This window comes from Type-E symbiont of Plautia stali (genome assembly GCF_059731115.1).
The window spans coordinates 2,400,079-2,414,381 of the sequence record NZ_AP035906.1 but is presented as its reverse complement, the minus strand read 5'-3'; the positions used below and the strand labels follow the sequence as shown (position 1 = coordinate 2,414,381).

The following is a 14,303-nucleotide window of genomic DNA, read 5'->3' as shown; positions in this document are numbered from 1 at the left end:
CCCCCTTAATCCACGCTTTAGCCTTGGCGGGTTTTGGCATCCTATGCTCAGAATTCCTGCCAGCTGAGGTATGTCGTGGCTGAAGAGAGCGACGAGGACAAAACAGAATCGCCCACGGCGCACCGACTAGAGAAGGCGCGAGAAGAGGGGCAGATTCCGCGATCGCGCGAGCTGACATCGGTACTGATGCTGCTGGCGGGCTTGCTGATCCTGTGGCTGGGCGGCGAACTGATGGCTGAACAGTTGGCCAGTATGCTCGCCACCGGTTTTCGCTTTGACCATGCCATGGTGACCGATGACAAGATGATCATCGCTCACATCAGCAATCTGATTGGTCAGGCGGTGATGGCGCTGCTGCCGTTGATGGCAGGCCTGGTGATTGTGGCGATAGCTGCACCGATGCTGCTGGGTGGGATCAATATCAGCGGTAAATCGATCAAGCTGGATTTCAACAAGCTGAACCCGTTGAGTGGTCTTAAACGCATGGTTTCCTCACAGACCTGGGCGGAACTGCTAAAAGCCATTTTGAAGGCGGTGCTGGTGGGTCTGGTGGGTGGCTGGTACATCTGGTCGCACTGGCAGGAGATGCTGCGGTTAATCAGTGAATCACCCATCAACGCGCTCCATCACGGTTTAACCATGATCGCCATTAGCTGTGCGTTGATCATGCTGGGCCTGGTGCCCATGGTCGGTTTCGACGTGTTCTGGCAGCTCTATAGCCATTTCAAAAAGCTGAAAATGTCCCGCCAGGAAATCCGCGACGAACACAAACAAAACGAAGGTGACCCGCACGTCAAAGGGCGCATTCGTCAGGCGATGCGTGCGGCGGCCCGTCGTCGCATGATGGCAGATGTACCGAAAGCCGACGTTATCGTCACCAACCCAACGCACTACTCGGTAGCGTTGCAGTATCAGGAAGGCAAGATGAGCGCGCCAAAGGTGATTGCGAAAGGGGCCGGGGATATTGCGCTAAAAATTCGTGAGCTGGCAAAAGAACATCGCATTCCGATTTTAGAAGCACCGCCGCTGGCGCGTGCGCTGTATCGACACACGGAAATTGGTCAGTTCATCCCCGGCGCACTTTACGGTGCCGTGGCGGAAGTGCTGGCCTGGGTATGGCAACTGCGTCGCTGGAAACGCGAAGGTGGCTTGATCCCAACCAAACCAAAACAGCTGCCGGTTCCGGCAGACATGGACTTTGCAGGAGAGAACAGAAACGATGGCTAATCTGGCCGAAAAGCTGCGTTTACCGGGCAACTTTAAAGACACGCAGTGGAAGGTGCTGGCTGGACCGATACTGATCATGTTGATCCTGTCGATGATGGTGCTGCCGTTACCTGCCTTCATTCTCGACCTGCTGTTCACCTTCAATATTGCCTTATCGATCATGGTGTTGTTGGTGGCAATGTTTACTCAGCGTACGCTGGAATTCGCGGCATTCCCGACCATTCTGCTGTTCTCAACGTTGCTGCGCCTGGCGCTGAACGTCGCCTCAACCCGTATTATCCTGCTTGAGGGCCATACGGGTGCCGATGCCGCCGGACGCGTGGTTGAAGCTTTCGGCCACTTCCTCGTGGGCGGTAACTTTGCCATCGGTATCGTGGTGTTCATCATCCTCGTTATCATCAACTTTATGGTTATCACCAAAGGTGCCGGACGTATCGCCGAAGTGGGCGCGCGTTTTGTGCTGGATGGGATGCCCGGTAAGCAGATGGCGATCGATGCTGACCTTAACGCCGGTTTAATCGGGGAAGAGGAAGCCAAACGTCGTCGTAGCGAAGTGACCCAGGAAGCCGATTTCTACGGCTCAATGGACGGTGCGAGTAAGTTCGTACGTGGTGACGCCATCGCCGGTATTTTGATTATGGTGATTAACGTCATCGGCGGTCTGCTGGTGGGCGTAGTGCAGCACGGCATGGATCTGGGGCACGCAGGTGAAACCTATACACTGCTGACCATCGGTGATGGATTGGTGGCACAGATCCCGGCGCTGGTCATCTCTACCGCTGCGGGTGTTATCGTGACGCGCGTCAGCACCGATCAGGATGTGGGCGATCAGATGGTCTCCCAGCTGTTTAGCAATCCGCGTGTGTTGATGCTGAGTGGTGGTGTTATCGGTCTGCTCGGCCTGGTGCCGGGTATGCCCAACTTTGTCTTCCTGCTATTTACCGCCGCGTTGCTCGGTCTGGCCTGGTGGCTGCGCGGTCGAGAGATGAAACCGAAGACTACCTCGGAACCTTCTAGTCTGGTCAAAACGCAGGAGACACCCGCCACGGTGGAAGCTTCCTGGAAAGACGTGCAGCTGGAAGATTCGCTGGGTCTCGAAGTGGGTTATCGCCTGATTCCCATGGTTGATCATTTGCAAAACGGTGAGCTGCTGGGCCGCATCCGCAGTATCCGTAAAAAAGTCGCACAGGAGGTGGGCTTCCTGCCGCCGGTGGTGCACATCCGTGACAACATGGAGTTGCCGCCTGCGCGTTACCGCATCCTGATGAAAGGCGTGGAAATTGGCAGCGGTGATGCCTATCCTGGGCGCTGGATGGCGATCAACCCTGGGACTGCAGCCGGTTCTTTGCCGGGTGAACCGACTGTCGATCCTGCCTTCGGTTTAGCGGCAATCTGGATCGATAGTGCGCTGAAAGAGCAGGCGCAGATTCAGGGCTTTACCGTGGTAGAAGCCAGTACCGTGGTGGCAACGCATTTGAACCACCTGATTGGTCAATACGCCAGTGAACTGTTTGGTCGTCAGGAAGCGCAACAGCTGCTGGATCGCGTGACCCAGGAGATGCCGAAGCTGACGGAAGATCTGGTGCCGGGCGTTATCACCCTGACCACCCTGCACAAAGTGCTGCAGAACCTGCTGATTGAGCGTGTTTCGATCCGCGATATGCGCACCATCATCGAAACCCTGGCGGAACATGCGCCGGTCCAGACCGATCCGCAAGAGCTGACCAGTGTGGTGCGTGTGGCGCTGGGCCGTGCGATTACTCAGCAGTGGTTCCCGGGTAACGGCGAAGTACAGGTGATTGGACTGGATGCCACCTTAGAGCGTCTGCTGCTGCAAGCGTTACAGGGCGGCGGCGGTCTGGAGCCGGGTCTGGCCGATCGTCTGTTAGTGCAGACGCAGGGTGCATTGCAACAGCAAGAGATGACGGGTGCACCGCCGGTGCTGCTGGTGAACCATCCGCTGCGTGCCTTGCTGGCGCGCTTCCTGCGCCGCAATCTGCCACAGTTGGTAGTGCTGTCAAATATGGAACTGACCGATAATCGCCAGATCCGTATGACCGCCACCATCGGAGGTAAATAACCATGCGTCGTTGGTGTTGGGCGTTAATGATGTTGCCGATGATGGCGCTACCGCTCTATGTGGATGCAGCAGGATCCTGGAATGACAGTGCCAGTGGTCCGAGCCTCGGCGTGCGCGGGAACTGGCACACGACGCCAGCTTTAAAAGCACCTTCGCCCGCAGTGGGCACTATTACGGTGGTGAACTGGCGTTACCAGTTGAGCCGTCCAGCCCCCTCGGGGCTGCTCGTACGTTTGTGTGCGACCCAGCGTTGCGTAGAGATTGAGGGCGGCAGTGGTTCAACGCGTAGCCTGGCGAATATTCCGGCTGACGAGACGCTGCATCTGGCGTTCGGTTTTCAGGGGAAGGGCGCGTTACCGCCGGGATTACGAGTGGTGAGCAGTGAAGTGACGGTGAATTACCAATAGCCAATAAAAAACCCGCCGAAGCGGGTTTTTTGTTATTACATACGCTCGACGGTTTTGATGCCCAGCGTATCCAGTCCTTGTTTTAGCGTTTTAGCGGTCAATGCAGCCAGTTGCAGACGGCTGTTACGCACCTGCTCATCCTCGGCGGAGAGGATTGGACAGTGCTCGTAGAAGCCAGAGAACAGGCCTGCCAGATCGTACAGGTAAGCACACATCACATGCGGCGTGCCATCACGCGCAACCTGGGTGATCACTTCTTCAAACTGCAACAGGCGAGTTGCCAATTGCGCTTCACGCTCTTCGGTCAGCACGATGTCGCCGCTCAGGCTGTCAGCTTCAATGCCGGCTTTACGGAACACAGAAAGCACGCGCGTGTAGGCATATTGCATGTACGGTGCAGTGTTGCCCTCAAACGCCAGCATGTTATCCCAGTCGAAGATGTAATCGGTGGTGCGGCTTTTTGACAGATCGGCATATTTCACCGCGCCGATACCCACCACTTCCGCCAGATCTTTCAGCTCTTGCGTTGACATTTCCGGGTTTTTCTCGCTGACCAGCGCATGCGCACGTTCAACGGCTTCATCCAGCAGATCGGCCAGCTTAATGGTGCCACCGCTGCGGGTTTTAAATGGACGGCCATCTTTGCCCAGCATCATGCCAAACGCATGGTGCTCCAGCGGCACAGACTCGGGCACGTATCCGGCTTTACGCACAATGGTCCACGCCTGTTGCAGATGTTGATGCTGGCGCGAATCGATGTAGTAAAGCACGCGGTCGGCATGCAACGTCTCATAGCGGTATTTGGCGCAGGCGATATCGGTGGTGGTGTAGAGGTAGCCGCCATCCTTTTTCTGGATGATCACGCCCATCGCTTCGCCTTCCTTGTTTTTGAACTCATCAAGGAACACCACGGTTGCGCCTTCGCTGGTTACGGCCAGCCCTTTTTCACGCAAATCGCTTACGATGCCAGGCAACATATCGTTGTACAGGCTTTCCCCCATCACATCTTTACGCGTCAGCGTCACGTTCAGGCGGTCATAGACTTCCTGATTCTGGCTCATGGTGATATCAACCAGTTTTTTCCACATTGCACGGCAATATTCGTCGCCGCCTTGCAGTTTCACCACATAACCACGGGCGCGTTCGGCGAAGGCTTCGTCCGCATCATAGGTGACCTTGGCTTCCCGGTAGAACTCTTCCAGATCCGCCAGCGCGATATCTTCATGGTGCTCATTCTGCTGCTTTTCCAGATAGGCAATCAGCATACCGAACTGAGTACCCCAATCGCCGACGTGGTTGGCGCGGATCACGTTGTGGCCGAGAAATTCCAGCGTACGTACCGCAGCGTCACCGATGATGGTGGAACGGACGTGACCGACGTGCATCTGTTTGGCGACGTTGGGTGCCGAGTAGTCAATGACAACGGTTTGTGGCTTGAGGCTGCTGACGCCAAGGCGCGGCAATTGCAGAGCCTGCGCGGCCTGGGTAGCCAACCAGTTGCGATCGAGGAAGATATTAATGAAGCCGGGGCCGGCGATTTCGACTTTGCTGGCGATGCCGGCGAGATCCAGATGCTGAATCACCTGTTCAGCCAGCTGGCGCGGAGCCTGACCGAGCTTTTTCGCCACAGCCATGATACCGTTCGCTTGATAATCGCCGAACTGCACTTTAGCCGATTGGCGAACCTGAGGTTCACAATCCGCTGGCGCACCCGCCGCTACCATTGCCTGACCGACTTTATCGGATAGAAGAGCCTGAATATTCACCGCGTTACCTTCATATGCTGAAAAGGCCCGCCAGTGGCGGCGAGCCGATGCCTTCATCCCGCAACAGCGCGGCGGGACGGAAAAATAAGAGGGGAAGTATACGTGAAATGTTAAAGTGCGTCAGCTTTTAGCATGCGCAATGGCGGGTGACAGCAACCCGCGCGCCGATTAACGGCGACGCGGGTGACGACGAGGATTTTTAACGCTTTTGTCTTCACGCACCTTCCAGTGGCGGGAAATTGCAAATCCCATCAATGCAATCAGGACCGCGACAACAATGAGCATAGACATAGAGCCATTCCTTGTAGTTGTGAAACACAAATTTATAAGAAAGGGTATCAAGCTGCAATTGTTTGCAACTGAAATAAGACTTATCTCATTGTATTAATTATCGTTAATATTAACAGTGATTTAAGGTGTTTTCATAAAGTAACCGCTGGACCTATTTAGGTGAATAATCCTAAAGAGAGGGCCTATTTATGCGGTTTCAGGTCTTTTTCATGATGAAATCGGAGGAATCCGACGATTTTGTCAAGCGGATTCTGAAGCGCTGCTGTTTTTACATTGATTAAAATAATTGAACTGATATTGATGTGTCTGGAGTGTTGAGATGAATTTTCCTGCGGAACTAAGTGATTTAGAACAAGACCTGGCTCGATTTGAGCACTCCTTGCAGCAATTTGCTGAAAGATTAGGGCTGCGGTTATCCGAACATGAGGCCGATCACCTGGCGGTGCGCTGCCATCAGTTCGCCACGGCGGAGCGCTGGAAGGCGGGATTGCAGCAGATGGGCAGTCAGTTTTCCGAAGCAATGATCAACGGGCGCCCGATCTGCTTGTTCAAATTGCATCAGCCGTTAACGATCGCTGGATGGCAGGTCGATGTGATTGAGTTACCCTGGCCGGGTGAGAAATTATATCGCCATGAAGGCTGGGAACATGTGGAAATCGTGTTGCGCGGTGAGCCCGAAACATTGGGTGTGCGCGCGATGGCATTGCTCTCCGATCATGCACTGACGCAACCCGGCATTTCGTTCAAAACCAGCGCGCCAAAAGGTGAGCATGAGCGTTTGCCCAACCCGACACTGGCGGTGACGGACGGGCAAATTACCATCAAGTTTCATCCATGGCGACTGGAAGAGATTGTCGCCAGTGAGCAAGGTTAACGCCGGGCGATGACCGCGCTGTGCAATCGGCTCACCGCCTGTTCCAGTAAGGCGCGCGTGCAGCCGAAGTTAAATCGTACGAAGTTATCATCACCGAAATCGCGGCCGGGTGAAAAACCGAGGCCGTGTTTTTCGAAATAGAGCGCGGGGCTGGCCACATCCAGCTGGCTGGCATCGATCCAGCCGAGATAGGTGGCTTCGGGCGAATTCATCTGCAGTTCGGGAAGCGCATTGACTTGCGCCACCAGCCAGTCGCGATTGGCTCGCAGATAGTCGATTTGCGCCTCTAGCCACGCATCGCCCTCACGCCAGGCCGCTTCTGCTGCCACCAGTGCGAGAATATCGACCCCTGGCACAATACCTTCGCGTACCTGTTTAAACCGTTTGCGTAATTCAGGGTTGGGGATAATCGCCATTGATGCGCCGAGACCAGCGATGTTGAAGGTTTTCGAGGGCGATATCAGCGTAATGCTGCGCTGTGCAGCATCATCACTCAATGCTGCAAAAGGAATATGGCGGGCATCGGGCGACAAAATCAAATCACAGTGAATTTCATCAGAACAAACGATTAAATCGTGTTGCTGAGCAAACGCCAGTTGCGCCTCCAATTCCTCGCGACGATACACGGTGCCGCCGGGGTTTTGCGGATTGCACAGCATCAGCAGGCGTTCATTGCCCTGCATCGCAGCCGTATCGAGATCGACGACCCAGCGGCCATGCTGTAAATGCAGCGGCAAGTTGATCTGTTCACGCTCGGCGAGTTTTGAGGCCGCGCGGAACGGTGGATAAATCGGCGTTGGCGCGACTGTGCGTTGCCCAGCCTCGGTAAACGCGCGGACCGAAAGGTTAAGACCACTGACGACGCCAGGCAGCATAACGATCCATTCCGGCTGAATATGCCAGTTATAGCGCTGCGCCAGGCGGGAAACAGTGATATCAATCAATCCTGTGGGTGTGCCGCCATAGCCAAAAACACCGTGATCGGCGCGTTTTTTAATGGCCTCAATAATGCAGGGCGGCGAGCGAAAATCAGTGTCTGCAACCCATAAAGGCAGCACATCACGATCGCCATATTTGTGCCACTTCAAACTATCGCTGTGACGACGGTCTATCCATTGATCAAAATCGAATGCCATAGTGAGGTTTCCACGTAAACTGTTCAATTAAGCAGACTAACTTAAGCCATCCTCCCGAGCCAGAAGTCATGAAAAGGAGCAAGCTATGACGAAACTGGAAATTTGTTGCTACGGCATCGACTGTGCAATGACTGCACAGCAGTCCGGTGCCGATCGCGTGGAACTGTGCAGTGCCCCACGCGAAGGCGGGCTGACGCCGTCAGCTGGCGTGCTGGAAGCCGCACAACGTGAACTGTCCATACCGGTTCACCCGATTGTTCGCCCGCGTGGCGGCGATTTTAGTTACACCGCACAGGAATTTGAGGTGATGAAATCCGATGTTGCACTGATGCGTGAACTCGGTTTCCCTGGCGTGGTGATCGGCATGCTGGATGAAGATGCCCATGTTGATATTGTGCGCATGCGGCAGATCATGGCGCTCAGTGATGGCATGGCGGTGACCTTCCACCGCGCTTTTGATTTGTGCCACAGCCCCAAACGTTCGCTGGACGTACTGACGGATTTAGGCGTTGCGCGTATTTTGACTTCCGGCCAGCAGCAGAGCGCGGAAACTGGAATTGCATTGTTGCGGGAACTAAATGAACTGAGCACGGGTCCAATTATTATGGCTGGTGCGGGTGTTCGTTTGAGCAATTTGCAGAAATTTATCGATAGTGGTCTGCAGGAAGTTCACAGCTCCGCCAGCCGACTGGTTGCTTCGCCGATGCGCTACCGTAAAGCCGGTGTCTCCATGTGCTCCGAAGCAGAAGTCGACGAATTCAGCCGAACTTGTGTCGACGGCGATGTGGTCGAAGCGATGAAAAGCATGCTGGAAATGACCGCAGTTCGTGTCGCCTGAGTTCGCACCCCTTTTGCCGCGCAGCACGCCAAAACTCTGACGTGATGTTTGCAAGTACCAAACCCCAGTGAGTTTTGCTGGGGTTCTTTTTGTCTGCTGTACAGCCGTTGATAGCGCATTGTTAAAAAAGATGCTTTGATTACTTTATGGCTTAGCGCGGATAACATTCATGAAATCCTACTCTTGTGCTGTTTTAGTGCTGTTGTTTCCCTTGTCTGGTTCAGCGCTGGCGGTGAGCACTGCCTGTCCGCCTCTGAGCAAAAATATTACCAGCAGCAACAATTGGATCATGCTGGGTGGTGATGCCAAAGGCGCGGTACGTCAGGTCGTAGCCGGTGAGTTTGGTAAAGATGTCGATTCGCAAAAGCGCGTGCTGGGGCAGTTCGATCAGTGCGGGGATTTGATGGTTGCCGACATTACGTATGACAAGAACGAAGGCAACGTGGTGCTGACCATGGAACAGCACATCGCCCGCGTGCAGCGAGGTTGGGTGGCGGAGTATGCCTACCTGGTCAAAGTGGTAAAAGCGGGCAAAGAGGAAGTGGTGGATAACCGTCAGGGCACCATCAGCTGGCAAATGGGTCAGCATGGCAACATCATCAGTTCTTCCGACAAATTCACCAGCATGGGCAAGGATGGCTTCACCGATACCACTTACCGCTACGACAAACATTTTCGTCTGGAGAAAAGCGTCGCGCGCGGCAGTGATGTGATGACCAACGGAGAGAGCACCTGGCGCTGGAATCCACAAGGGCTGGTCACCTCATCGTCCAGTGCACGCGGTAAAGACACCTACAGTTATGATAAGCAGTGGCGAGAGCTGCGGCTTAATGGCTTCGCTACCACGCCTGTCAGTACCTTAAGTTCAGTTGATGAGTGTCAGTTATGGGATGAGGTGGGCAACTGTACGCTAAGTTATCTGCATGAAACCGAGGTGTTTGCTAAAGGCACCATCGAGCGCCACCTGAGTTCTGCGTACAAATATCAGTACTGGGATCGCCTGCCAGCCGTAGCGGATGACGGGGAGTAAACGCGGTTGGTCCGGGCGCACCGTGGTGCGCCCAACTTCTTTTACTGCACGGTTTTACTGAAGGCATCCACTGCGACAATCGCGTTAGCAATGTCTTCTGGCGACAAGTTCGGGTTGAGGTTCTTCAATGTATCTCCCTCGCTGTTTGCCAGCGCCCCGACGCGCAGCAGATTCTCCCAGGATTCATTCTCCAGATGCAGCTCTTTCAACGTGGTCGGCATCTTGATTGAGCGGTAGAAGCGGATATAGCGCGCAATCTCCTCATCCGGACGCTGCTCCAGCACCATTTGCGTCAACGTGCCGTAAGCGACTTTCTCGCCGTGCGTCAGATGATGGATATCGCCATCAATCGCGGTAAAGCCATTATGAATGGCGTGCGCACCCGCCAATCCGGCATTCTCGAATCCGAGTCCTGAAAGCAGGGTATTGGCTTCCACCACGGCTTCGACGGCTGGCGTCACGCGTTTTTCACTCACAGCGGTGTAAGCACTGTAGCCCCATGTCAGGAGCGTCTCTTCACAGGCGCGCGCAATGGCGGTGCCTGCAATGGTCGGATCGCCGTTGACCATCGATTTGGCGTGCGAGCGCAGCACGGCCTGAGCTTCAACCCAGGTGGCCAGACCATCGGCAATGCCGGAGGCGAACAAGCGGGCTGGCGCACCGGCACAAACCGCGGTATCCACTAGCACCAGATCCGGGTTTTTGCGGTAGAAGCGATAGCTCTCAAATACGCCGCTGTCGGAATAAATCACGGATAGCGCGCTGCAGGGCGCATCCGTCGAGGCCACGGTCGGCACAATGGCGACCGGCTGCTTAAGCTCATCTGCAATCGCTTTTACGGTATCCAGCGTTTTACCGCCGCCAAGGCCCACCACCACATTGCTGCCTTGTGACCTCGCCAGTTGCGTTAAACGATTGATCTCGTTGCTGGAGGCTTCACCGTTAAACTGCTGCCAGCTGAACTCAATGCCCGCCGCTTTTAACGTTTTCTGTGTGCGTTCACCAATCAGTTTCCAGACGATGTCATCGGCGACCAAAAATGCATGCTGGCCCAGCTCGGCCACATAGGTCCCCAATTCATCCAGCACACCTGCACCCTGAACATACTTACGCGGAGAAGAAAAAATGAATTTACTCATAGCGACAACTCCTTGATGTGAGAAAAGCCGTTGCCGATAAAGTGACACAGATAAATGACGGAGATTTAACCATTACTGGCAAGTTGAGAATTATTATCAATTGCTGACGGAAGGTAACTATCGTCAAGATGTTGCGGCAAGGTTAAGATAGCGGCGAACTGACAGGGAGCTCGCCATGACACTGATATTTTCATTTCTTTTTGCCATTACTATTTTGACGTTAACGCCAGGCTTTGATACCGCGCTGGTGCTTAGATCCGCAGCCGCGCAAGGCTGGAAACGGGCATCAGCCACCGCATTGGGCGTCACCATGGGCTGTCTGGTGTGGGGCGTTGCGGTGGGACTGGGTCTCGGCGCGCTGCTGCTGGCTTCCGAAATGGCGTATAACCTGTCGAAGTGGGTCGGCGCCGCCTATCTGCTCTATCTCGGCATTAAACTGCTGCTGAATCCCCGCACCCAGGCGGAAGAGAGTCAGAGTGTGCAGGGCAAAGAGCAAAGCTATTTCGCCTGCTTCTCGCGAGGATTATTCGGCAATCTGTTAAATCCGAAAGTCGGTGTGTTTTATGTCACTTTCCTGCCACAGTTTATTCCGGCCGGTGCGTCAGTGGCGCTATGGTGCACCCTGATGGCGTTAACGCATATGATGATTGGCCTGGTATGGAATGCGATATTGATCGGCGGCAGTCAGTATTTTGCGGCGCATCTGCGTCGTCCAACAGTGCTGAAAGTGATGGATCGTTTGACGGGCTGTGTGTTTATCGGTTTCGCCGCGAAGCTGGCGCTGTCGCGGCGTTAAGCATTACGGCTTGCGTGCCACCAGCACCGCGCGCAGCGGTGCTGGATAACCTTCAATGGTTTTGCTGCTGTCGTTAGGATCAAGGAACTCGGCCAGCGATTCGCTGGTCATCCAGCTGGTGCGACGTTGCTCTTCCACTGACGTCACCGCGTAATCCGCGATGCGCACATCGACAAAACCACACTTCTCCAGCCAGCCTTTCAACGCGGCAGCGGACGGAATAAAGTAGACGTTACGCATCTGGGCATAACGTTCACCCGGCACCAGTACGGTGTTCTCATCGCCTTCCACCACCAGCGTTTCCAGCACCAGCTCTCCCTCGCTGACCAGCTGGTTTTTCAACTGCAATAAATGATCGAGCGGCGAGCGGCGGTGATACAGCACACCCATGGAAAACACCGTGTCGAAAGCCTGCAAGGCGGGCAGTTGTTCGATGCCAAGTGGCAGCAGATGGGCGCGACGATCGTCCCCCAGCAGCTTACGCACCGCTTCGAACTGACACAGGAACAGCTGCATCGGATCGATGCCGACCACCAGCTTCGCGCCTGCGCCAATCATACGCCACATGTGATAGCCGCTACCGCAGCCAACATCCAGCACCGTGCGGTGGGTTAATGGCGAGATATGCGGCAGCACGCGATCCCATTTCCAGTCCGAGCGCCATTCGGTATCAATCTCGGTGCCGTAAAGGGAATAAGGACCTTTGCGCCAGGGCATCAGGTTGCGCAACAGGTTTTCAATACCAAGACGTTGGCGATCGGTGAGATCGTCAGCCGTGGCCGTGACGCTGTTGACCAGATCCAGCGTTTGCGGGTTCAGCAGCGGCAGGTAATCCACTGACTTTTCCCAGTCGCGGAATTTACCGTGCAGATTCTCGCGCTGCCAGGCTGCGACTTGTGCGGGTAAAACTTCCAGCCAGCTCGCCAATGGGCCGGTGGCGATTTGCTGATAAAAACGGCCAAAATCAATCATTTCAACGCTACCAAAGAACCAAAGTTAAAGCACTGGAACCACAATTCCGCATGGGCAAATCCGGCAGTTTTTAAACGCGCCTTGTGCGCTTCTACACTGTCGGTGAGCATGACGTTTTCCAGCATGCTGCGTTTCTGGCTGATTTCCAGTTCGCTATAACCGTTAGCACGCTTGAAGTCGTGATGCATGTTGAACAGCAGTTCGCCGACTTCGCCATCTTCAAAGCTGAATTTTTCAGACAGCACCAGCGCTCCGCCAGGATTCAAACCTTTAGCGATCTTTTTCAGCAGTTCCAGGCGCGCAGGCGGCTCAAGAAATTGCAGGGTAAAGTTCAGCACCACCATCGAAGCGTTTTCAATGTGGATGTCCTGAATATCCGCTTCAATCACCTGCACCGGCGTATCTGCGCGGAAAGCGTCAATGTGACGGCGGCAACGTTCAACCATCGCCGGAGAGTTATCCACGGCAATAATCTGGCAGCCAGGCACATGAATATTGCGGCGCACTGAGAGCGTGGCGGCACCCAGCGAGCAGCCGAGATCGTAAACCTGGCTATCAGGCTTCACAAAGCGTTCTGCCAGCATGCCAATCATCGAAATGATGTTGGAATAACCCGGCACCGAGCGCTGAATCATATCGGGAAAGACTTCAGCCACGCGCTCGTCAAAGGTCCAGTCACCCAGCTTATCGATGGGTGCGGAAAATAGCGTATCGCGGTCAGACATAATGAAAAGTCCGGAGAGAGGAATCGGAAAGGGCGCTATTCTGTCAGAAAGTCCCGCAGGCTGCACCCGCTTTGAGTTTAGAACAAGCTGCTTTGTTGCGGCCAGTCTGGCAGATTGCGCAGCGAAGGCTCAAGCTGCAGCAGCTTTGGCCACAGCGCCTGCAACAGTGGAAACACCTCGCCCATATCCGGCGTATGGATAAACAGCATCGGATCGCTGTCCGCCTGCCACTCCGCCAGTTTATGTTGCCAAGGCAGGAACAGCGGCACGCTCTCATCCACGCTGTCACTACCGATAAAGCGCACCATTGGTTGCGAACCGCTGCGCACAGCATGCGGTGGCACGCGCGGTTTTTTCGCCCGGGCGTCCACGGCGGCGGCGCTTTGCGAAGTCGAGGCGTGCACCGGACGGCTATCGAGGATCACGCGATTCACGCCGCGTTCCAGCAGGCCACGGTTGAACGCGCGCTCAGCCTCGCCTTTGGCAAAAAACTGCTCGTGGCGCACTTCAACGCCGTAACTAAACCCGCGCGGCAGGCTATCGAGGAACAGCCACAAGTCTTTCAGTTGCGCGGGTGAGAAGGTCGCCGGCAGTTGCAGCCAATACTGCCCGATGCGCTGGCTCAACGGATCGAGCAAGCGGAAGAATTCGTTCAGCAGTTCATCGCAGTTCCGAATCGCGGCTTTGTGGCTGATGCTGTTGGGAAATTTAAAGCAGAAGCGAAAGTCATCGTGAGTCATATCGCGCCAGCGCATCACTGCTTCCGGCGAGGGCAGCGCATACAGCGTGGTGTTGCCTTCCACGCAGTCAAACAGCTGGGCGTAATCCGCCAGGGTTTCCAGGCCATACTGCTTCCAGCGGGGATGCTGCCATTGCGGTAATCCAATGCGAAGTGTCAAACGTGGCTCCTGATCCTTTTACGGGCGGGAATAGGCCGGGTAATGTACCCTGTTTTGGTGTCGGCAGGAAAATCCGCGCGATAAACCGCAATGTTTTGCCCGCTTTGATCTGGCTCTACTTAT

General features: G+C 55.0%; 14 protein-coding genes. 7 read left to right on the top strand and 7 right to left on the bottom strand.

Annotated features, from left to right (window positions below; translation table 11 throughout):
- The first annotated feature begins 75 nt into the window (after positions 1-75).
- The 3 genes from flhB to flhE are packed head-to-tail and all read left to right on the top strand — an operon-like array spanning position 76 to position 3,714.
- Positions 76-1,227: a flagellar biosynthesis protein FlhB gene (flhB, locus tag AC6I8L_RS11105; protein WP_034828621.1), complete on the top strand. Its 1,152-nt coding sequence runs from the start codon at positions 76-78 to the stop codon at positions 1,225-1,227.
- The gene (gene flhA, locus AC6I8L_RS11100; RefSeq protein WP_058960198.1) at positions 1,220-3,307 is read left to right on the top strand and encodes a flagellar biosynthesis protein FlhA; all 2,088 of its coding nucleotides are present in this window, start codon (positions 1,220-1,222) and stop codon (positions 3,305-3,307) included. The genes flhB and flhA overlap by 8 nt, the downstream gene beginning before the upstream one ends.
- Positions 3,308-3,309: 2 nt before the next feature.
- Positions 3,310-3,714, top strand: a complete 405-nt coding sequence (gene flhE, locus AC6I8L_RS11095; RefSeq protein ID WP_058960197.1) for a flagellar protein FlhE — start codon at positions 3,310-3,312, stop codon at positions 3,712-3,714.
- Positions 3,715-3,749: 35 nt separating this feature from the next.
- Here the strand turns inward: flhE and argS are convergent, their stop codons facing one another.
- Together argS and AC6I8L_RS11085 are read right to left on the bottom strand one after the other, a co-directional pair.
- Positions 3,750-5,480, bottom strand: coding sequence for an arginine--tRNA ligase (gene argS, locus AC6I8L_RS11090; RefSeq protein WP_058960196.1), 1,731 nt, complete (start codon positions 5,478-5,480; stop codon positions 3,750-3,752).
- Between the two features lie 168 nt (positions 5,481-5,648).
- Positions 5,649-5,771, bottom strand: coding sequence for a hypothetical protein (locus AC6I8L_RS11085; protein ID WP_007889544.1), 123 nt, complete (start codon positions 5,769-5,771; stop codon positions 5,649-5,651).
- Positions 5,772-6,090: 319 nt separating this feature from the next.
- Here AC6I8L_RS11085 and AC6I8L_RS11080 point away from each other — a divergent pair, with 319 nt between their 5' ends.
- Positions 6,091-6,645, top strand: a complete 555-nt coding sequence (locus AC6I8L_RS11080; protein WP_058960195.1) for a VOC family protein — start codon at positions 6,091-6,093, stop codon at positions 6,643-6,645.
- Here AC6I8L_RS11080 and AC6I8L_RS11075 read toward each other — a convergent pair.
- Positions 6,642-7,781, bottom strand: a complete 1,140-nt coding sequence (locus AC6I8L_RS11075; protein WP_058960194.1) for a MalY/PatB family protein — start codon at positions 7,779-7,781, stop codon at positions 6,642-6,644. The two genes, AC6I8L_RS11080 and AC6I8L_RS11075, sit on opposite strands and share 4 nt — an antisense overlap.
- 85 nt (positions 7,782-7,866) lie before the next feature.
- On the opposite strand from AC6I8L_RS11075, the gene cutC reads away from it, so the two are divergent.
- Both cutC and AC6I8L_RS11065 read left to right on the top strand, forming a co-directional pair.
- Positions 7,867-8,619: a copper homeostasis protein CutC gene (gene cutC / locus AC6I8L_RS11070; protein WP_058960193.1), complete on the top strand. Its 753-nt coding sequence runs from the start codon at positions 7,867-7,869 to the stop codon at positions 8,617-8,619.
- A gap of 169 nt (positions 8,620-8,788) precedes the next feature.
- Positions 8,789-9,649, top strand: coding sequence for a hypothetical protein (locus tag AC6I8L_RS11065; protein WP_058960192.1), 861 nt, complete (start codon positions 8,789-8,791; stop codon positions 9,647-9,649).
- 41 nt (positions 9,650-9,690) lie between these two features.
- Here AC6I8L_RS11065 and AC6I8L_RS11060 read toward each other — a convergent pair whose 3' ends face one another.
- The gene (locus AC6I8L_RS11060; RefSeq protein WP_058960191.1) at positions 9,691-10,788 is read right to left on the bottom strand and encodes a glycerol dehydrogenase; all 1,098 of its coding nucleotides are present in this window, start codon (positions 10,786-10,788) and stop codon (positions 9,691-9,693) included.
- 175 nt (positions 10,789-10,963) lie between these two features.
- On the opposite strand from AC6I8L_RS11060, the gene AC6I8L_RS11055 reads away from it, so the two are divergent.
- On the top strand, positions 10,964-11,584 hold the full coding sequence (locus AC6I8L_RS11055; protein WP_058960190.1) for a LysE family translocator: 621 nt from the start codon (positions 10,964-10,966) through the stop codon (positions 11,582-11,584).
- Positions 11,585-11,587: 3 nt separating this feature from the next.
- On the opposite strand, the gene cmoB is transcribed toward AC6I8L_RS11055, so the two are convergent.
- The 3 genes from cmoB to AC6I8L_RS11040 form a co-directional block, all read right to left on the bottom strand.
- Positions 11,588-12,556 (bottom strand): tRNA 5-methoxyuridine(34)/uridine 5-oxyacetic acid(34) synthase CmoB, encoded by a 969-nt coding sequence (gene cmoB / locus AC6I8L_RS11050; RefSeq protein ID WP_058960189.1) that lies wholly within the window; start codon positions 12,554-12,556, stop codon positions 11,588-11,590.
- Positions 12,553-13,281: a carboxy-S-adenosyl-L-methionine synthase CmoA gene (gene cmoA / locus AC6I8L_RS11045; RefSeq protein WP_034828642.1), complete on the bottom strand. Its 729-nt coding sequence runs from the start codon at positions 13,279-13,281 to the stop codon at positions 12,553-12,555. Before cmoA ends, cmoB begins: the two co-directional genes overlap by 4 nt.
- Before the next feature lie 77 nt (positions 13,282-13,358).
- A complete protein-coding gene (locus tag AC6I8L_RS11040; protein ID WP_058960188.1) occupies positions 13,359-14,180 on the bottom strand; it encodes a DUF72 domain-containing protein in 822 nt (273 codons plus the stop codon).
- Positions 14,181-14,303: the final 123 nt, after the last annotated feature.

Bases quoted from the DNA above. Each gene is read 5' to 3' on its own strand.
- flhA (WP_058960198.1), top strand. From the start codon at position 1,220: ATGGCTAATCTGGCCGAAAAGCTGCGTTTACCGGGCAACTTTAAAGAC.
- flhE (WP_058960197.1), top strand. From the start codon at position 3,310: ATGCGTCGTTGGTGTTGGGCGTTAATGATGTTGCCGATGATGGCGCTA.
- AC6I8L_RS11085 (WP_007889544.1), bottom strand. From the start codon at position 5,771: ATGTCTATGCTCATTGTTGTCGCGGTCCTGATTGCATTGATGGGATTT.
- AC6I8L_RS11080 (WP_058960195.1), top strand. From the start codon at position 6,091: ATGAATTTTCCTGCGGAACTAAGTGATTTAGAACAAGACCTGGCTCGA.
- AC6I8L_RS11075 (WP_058960194.1), bottom strand. From the start codon at position 7,781: ATGGCATTCGATTTTGATCAATGGATAGACCGTCGTCACAGCGATAGT.
- cutC (WP_058960193.1), top strand. From the start codon at position 7,867: ATGACGAAACTGGAAATTTGTTGCTACGGCATCGACTGTGCAATGACT.
- AC6I8L_RS11065 (WP_058960192.1), top strand. From the start codon at position 8,789: ATGAAATCCTACTCTTGTGCTGTTTTAGTGCTGTTGTTTCCCTTGTCT.
- AC6I8L_RS11060 (WP_058960191.1), bottom strand. From the start codon at position 10,788: ATGAGTAAATTCATTTTTTCTTCTCCGCGTAAGTATGTTCAGGGTGCA.
- AC6I8L_RS11055 (WP_058960190.1), top strand. From the start codon at position 10,964: ATGACACTGATATTTTCATTTCTTTTTGCCATTACTATTTTGACGTTA.
- cmoB (WP_058960189.1), bottom strand. From the start codon at position 12,556: ATGATTGATTTTGGCCGTTTTTATCAGCAAATCGCCACCGGCCCATTG.
- cmoA (WP_034828642.1), bottom strand. From the start codon at position 13,281: ATGTCTGACCGCGATACGCTATTTTCCGCACCCATCGATAAGCTGGGT.